The 9,827-nt window shown below is 53.8% G+C and carries 12 protein-coding genes; 10 read left to right on the forward strand and 2 right to left on the reverse strand.

Annotated features, from left to right (window positions below; translation table 11 throughout):
* The 7 genes from ACTH5D_RS15820 to ACTH5D_RS15850 form a co-directional block, all read left to right on the forward strand.
* On the forward strand, positions 1-551 hold a 551-nt coding region (locus ACTH5D_RS15820), incomplete at its 5' end, for a transketolase-like TK C-terminal-containing protein (protein WP_441672901.1).
* A 3-nt stretch (positions 552-554) separates the two neighbouring features.
* A complete protein-coding gene (locus ACTH5D_RS15825; RefSeq protein WP_441672903.1) occupies positions 555-908 on the forward strand; it encodes a CidA/LrgA family protein in 354 nt (117 codons plus the stop codon).
* Positions 898-1,632 carry an LrgB family protein gene (locus tag ACTH5D_RS15830; RefSeq protein WP_441672905.1) on the forward strand — a complete coding sequence of 245 codons (735 nt, stop codon included), beginning with the start codon at positions 898-900 and terminating at the stop codon, positions 1,630-1,632. Before ACTH5D_RS15825 ends, ACTH5D_RS15830 begins: the two co-directional genes overlap by 11 nt.
* Positions 1,633-1,712: 80 nt before the next feature.
* Positions 1,713-2,750 (forward strand): type I glyceraldehyde-3-phosphate dehydrogenase, encoded by a 1,038-nt coding sequence (locus ACTH5D_RS15835; protein ID WP_096276158.1) that lies wholly within the window; start codon positions 1,713-1,715, stop codon positions 2,748-2,750.
* Between the two features lie 24 nt (positions 2,751-2,774).
* Positions 2,775-3,944: a phosphoglycerate kinase gene (locus tag ACTH5D_RS15840; protein WP_441672907.1), complete on the forward strand. Its 1,170-nt coding sequence runs from the start codon at positions 2,775-2,777 to the stop codon at positions 3,942-3,944.
* A gap of 97 nt (positions 3,945-4,041) precedes the next feature.
* A complete protein-coding gene (gene fba, locus ACTH5D_RS15845; RefSeq protein WP_441672909.1) occupies positions 4,042-5,106 on the forward strand; it encodes a class II fructose-bisphosphate aldolase in 1,065 nt (354 codons plus the stop codon).
* Positions 5,107-5,310: 204 nt separating this feature from the next.
* Positions 5,311-5,661, forward strand: coding sequence for a hypothetical protein (locus tag ACTH5D_RS15850; RefSeq protein ID WP_441672911.1), 351 nt, complete (start codon positions 5,311-5,313; stop codon positions 5,659-5,661).
* A 17-nt stretch (positions 5,662-5,678) separates the two neighbouring features.
* Here the strand turns inward: ACTH5D_RS15850 and ACTH5D_RS15855 are convergent, their stop codons facing one another.
* A complete protein-coding gene (locus tag ACTH5D_RS15855) occupies positions 5,679-6,050 on the reverse strand; it encodes a hypothetical protein (RefSeq protein WP_441672913.1) in 372 nt (123 codons plus the stop codon).
* A 220-nt stretch (positions 6,051-6,270) separates the two neighbouring features.
* Here ACTH5D_RS15855 and ACTH5D_RS15860 point away from each other — a divergent pair, with 220 nt between their 5' ends.
* The 3 genes from ACTH5D_RS15860 to ACTH5D_RS15870 are packed head-to-tail and all read left to right on the forward strand — an operon-like array spanning position 6,271 to position 8,310.
* Complete coding sequence (locus ACTH5D_RS15860) at positions 6,271-6,972, forward strand: HAD-IA family hydrolase (RefSeq protein WP_441672915.1); 702 nt, start codon at positions 6,271-6,273, stop codon at positions 6,970-6,972.
* Positions 6,972-7,346 carry a translation initiation factor Sui1 gene (locus ACTH5D_RS15865; RefSeq protein ID WP_441672917.1) on the forward strand — a complete coding sequence of 125 codons (375 nt, stop codon included), beginning with the start codon at positions 6,972-6,974 and terminating at the stop codon, positions 7,344-7,346. The genes ACTH5D_RS15860 and ACTH5D_RS15865 overlap by 1 nt, the downstream gene beginning before the upstream one ends.
* A gap of 55 nt (positions 7,347-7,401) precedes the next feature.
* Complete coding sequence (locus tag ACTH5D_RS15870) at positions 7,402-8,310, forward strand: nuclease-related domain-containing protein (RefSeq protein ID WP_441672919.1); 909 nt, start codon at positions 7,402-7,404, stop codon at positions 8,308-8,310.
* Positions 8,311-8,321: 11 nt separating this feature from the next.
* Here ACTH5D_RS15870 and ACTH5D_RS15875 read toward each other — a convergent pair whose 3' ends face one another.
* Entirely contained in the window at positions 8,322-9,653 is a 1,332-nt protein-coding gene (locus ACTH5D_RS15875) for a deoxyguanosinetriphosphate triphosphohydrolase (protein ID WP_441672921.1), read from the reverse strand.
* Between the last annotated feature and the right edge of the window lie 174 nt (positions 9,654-9,827).

The following is a 9,827-nucleotide window of genomic DNA, read 5'->3' on the forward strand; positions in this document are numbered from 1 at the left end:
CCTGGCGCCCCTGCGATGCGGTCGAAACCGCCGCCTCTTGGGATGCGGCGATCAAGCGCCACTCCGGCCCGACCGCGCTGGTACTCTCACGCCAGAACCTGCCGCACCAGCAGCGCACCCAAGCGCAGCTAGCGGCAATTCAAAACGGAGCTTATGTTCTTAAAGACCCGACGAGTAAAACCAGCCAAGGCACGCCAAAAATGCCGGAGCTGATTCTGATAGCCACAGGCTCAGAAGTATCGCTCGCGATGGACGCTGCTGCCGAGCTTGAGCAACAGGGTAAAGCCGTTCGCGTCGTGTCCATGCCCTCGGCGTACCGTTTCAACGGCCAGGACGCGGACTACCGTGAAAGCGTGCTACCCCAAGCGGTCACCAAGCGGATCGCTATTGAAGCGGCGCATGCCGACTACTGGTACAAATATGTGGGTCTGGAAGGCCGTGTAATTGGCATGACGACCTACGGCGAATCTGCACCCGCGGACGATCTGTTCAAACACTTCGGCTTCACGGTCGACAACATCGTCAAGCAAGCTCACGAACTGCTCGAATAGACCATGCCGGCACTCAGTGGCTTTTTATGGCTGATTAGCTACTGGCAGATCGGTGAAGTGGTCATCTACTTCACCGGTCTGCCGGTCTCTTCAGGCGTGATCGGCATGCTGCTGCTGTGTGCCACGCTTGCGATGTATGGTCGCGTACCTAGCAGTATTGCCGCGGCCGCACAGCCGCTCATCGCGCTGCTCGCTATGCTGATTATGCCCGGTGTCGTCGGTGTATTTTTCATCATTGGCGAATTAGCCGGGCAGTGGACAGCTATTCTTATCGCCTTAGTGGCGGGTACACTTCTTAGCGTTGTCACCACCCTGTGGTTGCTTAAGCGACTGATCGGGCAATCTTATGACCGCTGACCTATCGCTATTAGAGCTGCTAACCGCCACGCCGCTATTTGCTGTCGGGCTAACGCTGGTTGCTTATTTGATTGGTAACCGGCTATTTCAGCGCCTTAAGCGCCCTTCCTGGCTACCCGCTATTTTAATTGCGGCGCTGCTACTCGCCGGGGCGCTCGCGCTGATAGGGCTGCCTTATCCGACCTATCAAGAGGACGCGATATGGCTAACGGTGTTGTTGGGGCCCGCGACGGTGGCGCTAGGTATGCCGCTTTATCAACAGCTGCCGCGCATCGTTGAACTCTGGCGGCCGCTGGCAATTTGTTTGCCCATTGCCGCCACGCTAGCGGCTTTCTATGCACTTGCTATTGCTTGGCTGCTGGGCAGCTCCGAAACCATACTTGCCTCCATTGCAGCCAAGTCTGTGACGGCGCCGATTGCTATCGGCATTACCGAACAGCTTGGCGGTAAGGTAGCGCTGCTAATGGGGTCGCTGCTGATAACCGGTGTTATCACCATCCCATGCGTCAGCATTGCTGCACGTTTGCTGCATATCAGCGATGAACGCTTGATCGGTTTCGCCCTTGGCCTGAATGGGCATGCCATTGGTACCGTCAGAGCATTCGAAATCAGCCCCGCGGCGGGGGCATTCGCCTCACTAGGAATGAGCCTTACAGGCATTTTCACTGCGGTACTCCTGCCGCTTGCTTGGCGACTGCTAGGCATGAGCAGCGGATACGCATAGCTGACTGAAATACGCTACTATCGCGGGGTTTGCTATCCCACTTTTGATCATCGATTTACTTTTAAGAGCCGCCTTTGTGTATGGCTAATTCCGCCTCTACGTATCGCATCGCTATTAACGGTTACGGACGCATTGGCCAATGCGTGCTGCGGGCCCTCGTCGAGCGGCAACCTCCGGGCATTGAGATCGTTGCGATCAACGAACTCTCTGATCTCGCTACGATTACGTACCTGACGCGCTACGACACAACACATGGCCGCTTTCCAGGTGAGGTCGATAACGATGGCCAGGATCTCATCGTTAACGGCCAGCGCATCCAGATACTGTGCGAACAGGATCCGCGCAATCTACCCTGGAAAGCACTCGATGTAGACCTAGTGTTGGAGTGCTCGGGAAGCTTTAAAGACCGCGCCTCGGCCGAACTGCATTTAGCCGCGGGCGCCAAGCGGCTGCTGTTTTCTCAGCCCGCAGAGAATGATGTTGATGCCACCATTGTATGGGGCATTAATGAAGACCAGATGACGCTGTCTCAGCGCATTCTTTCCGCTGCATCGTGCACAACCAACTGCCTGGTGCCGCTGTTAACCGTTTTAGATGAAGCGCTAGGGCTTGAACACGGCGTGACGACGACGATCCACTCGGCGATGAACGATCAGCCAGTGATTGATGCCTACCATCAAACGGATCTGCGCCTCACTCGCTCGGCGATGCAGTCGATTGTTCCCGTCGACACCGGCTTGGCGCTCGGCATTAGCCGCTTAATGCCTCACCTAGCGGGCCGCTTTGAGTGCTTACACGTCCGCGTGCCGACGATTAACGTCTCTGCGATGGACGTGGCCCTCACGGTTCGTAGCGATACTCACCGTGATGCGGTAAATGCGCTACTCCTGACAGCCAGCCAACAGCGTTTAAAAGGCGTTCTTGGCTATACGGAAGCACCCATGGCGTCGATTGATTTTAATCACGACCCGCGCTCAGGCATTCTAGATGCTACCCAAACGCGGGTTGCTGGCAAACGCCTCATCAAGCTGCTGTGCTGGTTCGACAACGAGTGGGGGTTCGCGAATCGTATGCTCGATATTAGTCATCGACTGGCCAGACTTTCGACAGAAACGTAATCTGAACACGAGGAAACCGCTCACATGAATGTGAAGAAAATGACTGACCTTCCCTTGGAAGGACAACGCGTGCTGATCCGTGAAGATTTGAATGTGCCTATTAAACATGGTCGGGTCTCAAGCGACGCCCGCCTGCGCGCAGCGTTGCCCACCATTCAGACAGCGGTGGACGCTGGCGCAAAAGTCATGCTGATGAGCCATTTAGGACGCCCCACTGAAGGCGAACCTGCCGATGAGTTTTCTCTTGCCCCCGTTGCTGAGCATCTAAGCGACCTACTGGGTCGCCCGGTGCCTCTAGTGACCGCGTATCTAGGCGAAACGCTGGCACTTGAAAATGGTGATGTCGTCCTTCTTGAGAACGTACGCTTCAACAGCGGCGAGAAGAAAGATGACGAGCAACTGGCAAAACAGTACGCCGCGCTGTGCGATATTTTTGTTATGGATGCTTTCGGTACGGCCCATCGGGCACAGGCATCAACCCACGGCGTCGCCCGCTTTGCACCAAGCGCCTGCGCTGGGCCGCTGCTGGCCCAAGAGCTCGACGCGTTACAGCAAGCGCTGGCGAATCCAGCTCGTCCCATGGCCGCAATTGTCGGCGGCTCAAAAGTATCAACAAAGCTAGATGTGCTCACGACGTTAGCTGATAAGTGCGATCAACTGATTGTTGGGGGAGGAATCGCCAATACCTTTATTGCCGCGGCGGGCTACAATGTCGGCAAATCACTGTATGAAGCCGACCTGATCGATCAGGCTAAGGCGTTGATGGAAAAGGTCTCGATCCCGCTACCTACCGATGTAGTCGTGGCCACCGAATTTTCTGAATCAGCGCAAGCGGTTGTCAAACCCGTCGATAAAGTAGCCGACAATGAAATGATTTTAGATATCGGCCCTGACACGGCGGCTCACTTAGCCACCATGCTCAAAGACGCTGGCACCATTTTATGGAACGGGCCGGTCGGCGTGTTTGAAATAGATCAATTTGGTAATGGTACTCAGGTTATTGCCCAGGCCATTGCCGATAGCGCGGCTTTCTCTATTGCCGGTGGTGGTGATACGTTAGCGGCCATTGATAAATATGCCATTGCGGATCGCATTTCCTATATTTCTACCGGTGGCGGTGCCTTTCTTGAATATGTTGAAGGCAAACAGCTACCGGCCGTGGCGGCCCTCGAAGCGGCTGCCAAACGCGGCTAATTTGTTTTACAAATGCATTAGACAACGTGACCCCATGCGCTTGCAGCACGGGTTCAGATAACCAGTTTTTCACAACGTCCACAGATAAGGTGACTTCATGGCTCTGATCAGCATGCGCCAGATGCTCGACCACGCTGCCGAATACGGCTACGGCATTCCGGCTTTTAACGTCAATAACCTTGAGCAGATGCGCGCTATTATGGAAGCCGCCGATGCCACCGACTCGCCGGTCATCGTGCAAGCATCTGCGGGTGCACGTAAATATGCAGGGGCGCCATTCCTGCGTCATTTGATTTTAGCCGCGGTTGAAGAGTTTCCTCATATTCCGGTGGTCATGCACCAAGATCACGGCACCAGCCCTTCAGTCTGCCAGCGCTCTATTCAGCTTGGCTTTTCTTCGGTGATGATGGATGGCTCGCTGGGCGAAGATGGCAAAACACCGACTGACTATGAATATAATGTTGACGTTACCCGTCGTACGGTAGAAATGGCACATGCCTGTGGCGTCTCCGTTGAAGGTGAGCTGGGCTGCTTGGGTAGCCTGGAAACCGGTATGGCCGGTGAAGAAGACGGCATTGGCGCTGAAGGCAAGCTGGATATGGAGCAGATGCTCACAGATCCTGAGGAAGCCGCCGAATTTGTTAAAGCCACGCAGGTCGATGCACTGGCGATCGCCATTGGCACCAGCCACGGTGCTTACAAATTTACCAAGCCGCCCACGGGCGATACGCTTTCAATCCAGCGCATCAAAGAAATCCATGCGCGTATTCCAGATACTCATCTAGTCATGCATGGCTCGTCCTCTGTACCGCAAGAATGGCTGGAAATCATTAACCAGTACGGCGGCCAGATCCCCGAAACTTACGGCGTACCGGTGGAAGAAATTATCGAAGGGATTAAACACGGTGTTCGTAAGGTCAATATCGACACTGATCTACGCCTAGCCTCTACCGGCGCAGTGCGTCGTTTTATGGCTGAGAACCCCGCTGAATTCGATCCGCGTAAGTTCTTGAAGGAAACCGTCACTGCGATGCGCGACCTATGTATCGCCCGCTACGAAGCGTTCGGTACTGCCGGCAATGCCAGCAAAATCAAGCCGATTAACTTAGAAGAGATGTTCCTGCGCTATGAGCGCGGCGAACTGGTACCTAAGATCAAATGATCGCTTAGCTAAGCCTGTTCCAAAAGACGATCTCTTGGTCGTCTTTTTTATGCCGCTCTCTTTTTATCACTTGGCTGTTCATAACTGGGTTTTTCATAACCTATGCTATAGCTCGCAAAACACATATTGCAATGCAGCATTAATGCGCTAACACTGTCTATTGGGCCACGAGGTTTCGCGGCCCAACACAGAGGCAAGCCGCTTATGAAACGCTCATCAACCCTGCCATTGGTCCCCACCACGCCAGTGGCGATGTTCGATATATGGAAAGTCGGCCTAATGGCGTGCGAGCTATGGTCTACCTCTCTGTCCACCATCACGATGCGCAATCACTTATGGCAAACGCAGCCGTTCTTCAGTCCTAAAATGATGCAAGAGAATCAGCGCATGGTTACCGAAAAACTCGAGGCCAACATGGAAGCTGGCCTCGTCATGCAAAAAGCACTGTTTAGTTCAATGAATGGTCAGCTCGCTCCTTGGTGGGTCACTAGCAAGCGCACGATGAAGCCTTACCACCAGCGTAGTAGCGCTAACTCGCGCCGACTTGCCCAGTAGTGTATTAGGCACTGACGTTACTCGTTGGCGTCAGTGCCATCATCGTTTGCGCTGTTTTCTTCTTCGCTACTATGTATCGCATCGTCTGGACTGCCGGTGCCTCCGGTGCCAGCGCCCGGACTTTCTTCTTCCCCCGTTGAAGGCTCAAGCTCTACGTCATCCTCGCCTGCGCGAGTTCGATCACTCGCCTCACCAACATCGCTAGACGAAAGCTCGCCATCGCGCTTTACCGACCCTGCTTTTATGCCATACTCCTCCTCCAGGGCTTTATCATCTAGTGGCGCGTGCTGCTCGTTTTCTGGTGCGTGATTATCGGCAAAAACATAGCCTGTCGTCGCGATTAAAGCAGCGCTCAGCGTGAAAGAAATAACCCAGGTAACTAATCGCATGGCACGATCTCCATTGGTGATGACAGGGGATATTACATGCTATCTCGTCAACGCAGTCGCCGTAAAATTGAGCATGACTGTTGTAAGCTGGCTCAAGAGCCACACACTGGCAAGCAAAAAATAACAAAACAGTGTTCACAAAAGGCAAAAAATCCCGTTCAATAGAGGGCGATTGGCTTAACTAACACTGGCAGCGCTTGAGCCGCTGCAAGGAAATGCAATGCCGCTCCCACTTTTGCTGTTTGACTGTGATGGCACGCTCGTTGACAGCGAACCCCTTCTCGCGGAAGAAATGACCTTAGGCCTCAATGCAGTAGGGCTGCCTTTTGCTGCTACTGACTACCTTGGCGAATTTCGTGGCGCGCGCTTTCGGCGGATTGTTGCCGAACTGCAAAAAAGACACGGCGACGTCGATCCAGACAAGCTCGACAGCATGGAAACTGACATGCGGGCTAACTTAGCCACGCGACTTTCCCAGGAACTAACGACGATACCCGGTGCCCATGAAGCACTGGATATATTGGCTGGCTATCCCAGCGCAGTGGTATCCAATGGCCCAGAAAGTAAAATTCACACCGCGTTAAGTGTTACGGGCCTTGGCGATTATTTTGGGAATCGTTTGTTCAGTGGTTATACCGCCAATTGCTGGAAGCCTGAACCCTGTTTACATTTACATGCAGCGAGTATCATGGGCTACTTGGCACGTGACTGTATTGCCATTGATGACGCACTAGTGGGTGTTCACGCGGCCCTGCAAGCCGGAATGACGGTCATCCATTTAAATCGTTTTCCCGATGCCGAGACAACGCCTGAAAACGCTATTATGATCAGCAATATGTATCAGTTACCTGCAGTAGTGGAGCGACTCACTCGTGAACATTGGCAAACCCCAGTGCCTCAACACTCGGCAGGGGGGCGATAATGGCGTCATTGCGTGATCAATTAGGTGGGCTGGTTTACTCCACCGAGCACGGCAAAACTTGCCCGGCCTGTAGAGAAGCTCTTGATGCATGTAACTGCGATAATGCAAGTGAGCAGGAGCGGCTAGTGGCTCTCGATGGCGTGGTTCGTATTCGACGCGAAACCAGCGGCCGCAAAGGTAAAGGCGTGACTACCGTTAGCGGCATTCCTTTGCCAAGCGACGATCTCAAACGTTTGGCCAAAACGCTTAAACAGCGTTGTGGAACGGGTGGCGCGGTTAAAGAGGGTATTATCGAAATCCAAGGCGATCATCGAGACACCCTACACCAGGCGCTAAGCGCTCTCGGATACCAGGTCAAATTCGCTGGAGGTTAACACCTCTATAATACGATGACTTATCGCTAGGTAAGTCGCAGAGCAAGGCACTGCAATGGCTTGGCTGGAATATTTGCTACCGCTAATTTTTTTATTCCCGATGGCGGCAATGGGCAGCATCGTGTTGGCGCTACGTAGCTTACATGATGCCCGTGTTCACTCTCCTTTCAATGCGCCCCTTCATGAACCAGGCCAAGCATTGCGTTACCGCCTTGACCAAGCGTTTTCTAGCCTGTTTTTAAACGGCGCGCTGGGGCCCATCATCAGCCTGGCGCCACTCGTTTACGGCATGGGACGCATGCTGTTTGTCGAACGACAGGACTGGGTTGAATGGGCACTGTATGGCCTGCTCAGCACATTGCTCGTTCTAATATATTCATTGCTATTAGTACGTGACTACCAGCGCATACGGCGATTAAAGCTTGGCTTGGCTTGCGAGCTTGCCGTTGGGCAAGAGCTTGCGCGCCTAGTTCGCCCCGACGCACACCCCTACTACGTCTTCCACGATGTGCCCACCGATAGCTTTACCATCGATCACGTCGTAGTGACGCCTCACGGCATTTTTGTGGTCGAAACACGCGCTAGAACGCTGGCCATTGGTACCGACGGCCATGAGCTCAATACAGTGGCCGTAGAACGAGAGCGTTTGCGCTTTCCTCACTGGCAGGAGCGTAGGCCGCTACATAAAACACGTCAGGGCGTCTGCTGGCTCTCTCACTGGTTAGAGCGCCGCTGTGGCGTTCCTGTTCCGGTGCGCGGTGTATTGGTACTACCTGGATGGAAAATAGATAACAGTGATGCGGCTACCGATATTCTGGTGGTGAGCGGTGATACCCTCGCCAAGCAGCTGACCGAGCTAAACACCGGCGCGCTCAACGATGCCATACATGATAAGGTCATCAACGTTTTGCTTGAGCGCGCCAGACTGTTGGAATTAAAGCACCTAAGTCAGCCATCGGTGTAGAGGCAGGATGCTTAGTCGCCGCGTAAACGACCGCCCATTTCTTGAGCTAAGTCAACCGCGTAGTGGTCGGTCATCCCGCCGATAAAGTCCAGCATCCGCCGGTAGCTATCATAGAGCGACCAAGACGGCAGCGGAGTATTTTCACCAATAAGAGCCAGCACACGCTGATGCTTAAACGATGAACGCCCCGTATGGTACAGCTCGTGAGCCGCCCCAATAAATGCCTCGAGAAGAATCCCTAGCGTTGTATAAGCGCCAATTTCTAACTTTGCCTTACGCTCGTTTTGGAAAATACGCTCGCGGGCTAGCTGCTTGGCGGCCTGCACACCCCAGCCTAAATCCGGGTGGCACAGCTCTAACAGATCATCGCTGAGCGTACCGCTCAACAGCGCCTGCTCATGCTGCACAAACACCGCCCCCACATCATTGACGGCGCGCTCCATGGCGGCACCACGTAGCAATGCGATACGGCGCCGCTGGGATACGTTTCGGTCTTGCATATCGGTATATTCGAGTGGAAACTCTCCGGCAATCTGGCGCAGAATCTCGACGACTTCTTCGTAACGCAGAATGCCCATTTCTAAACCATCTTCAAGATCCAGCAGCGCATAGCAGATATCATCAGCGGCCTCAACGAGCCAAGCGAGTGGATGACGGCACCACCGTTGCTCACCCTGGGGCAGCAATCCTACCGCTTCGGCGACCTCTTTGAGCAGTGCCTGCTCCGATTGATAAGCGCCGAACTTACCTGCCCGCCCACTATAACGGACAGTCCACGGATATTTAAGAAGGGTTCCAAGCGTGGCCGACGTGAGCCGCATACCGCCATTGAACTGATTATATTCAATCTGAGTAATAATGCGAAAGCCTTGAGCATTACCTTCGTAAGTCAGCAGATCTTCTCGTTCAGCATCGGATAGACCCTCAAGCAGGCCACTGCTCTGGGCACGCTGAAACCAATCGCGGATGGCATACTCACCGGCGTGTCCAAACGGCGGGTTGCCAATATCGTGGCCAAGGCATGCCGTTTGCACTATCACACCCAGGTCTGCTGGGGTAATCCATTCGGGCAACTGATCACGCAACAGCTCACCGACGATCATTCCCAGTGAGCGACCGACGCAGCCCACTTCTAACGAGTGAGTCAAGCGGGTATGAATATGATCGTTTTCTGTCAGCGGATGAACCTGGGTCTTGCGCCCGAGGCGTCTAAAAGAACCAGAGAAAACAATTCGATCATGATCTTTATGAAAAGGGCTACGGCCTATTTCTCGAGTGCTTTCTGAGCGTTGGTCGTGAAGACGACGTGGGGAAAGTAGCTGTTCCCAGCGCATCTGTGTCATAAGCATTCCTCCTGAAGGAGTGCATTCTGCCATAAAAATAGCCGCAGGCAGACGCGCGCCTCAACATTAAGATGCTTTAACCCTTATTGGTTAAAGATAACGCAAAAAAAATCCCCCGAGGCATGTGCCCTGGGGGATTTTTAGTATAAGTGCCTGACGATGACCTACTCTCGC

Origin of the sequence: Halomonas sp., assembly GCF_052095695.1 — a bacterium.
Classification (GTDB): domain Bacteria; phylum Pseudomonadota; class Gammaproteobacteria; order Pseudomonadales; family Halomonadaceae; genus Vreelandella.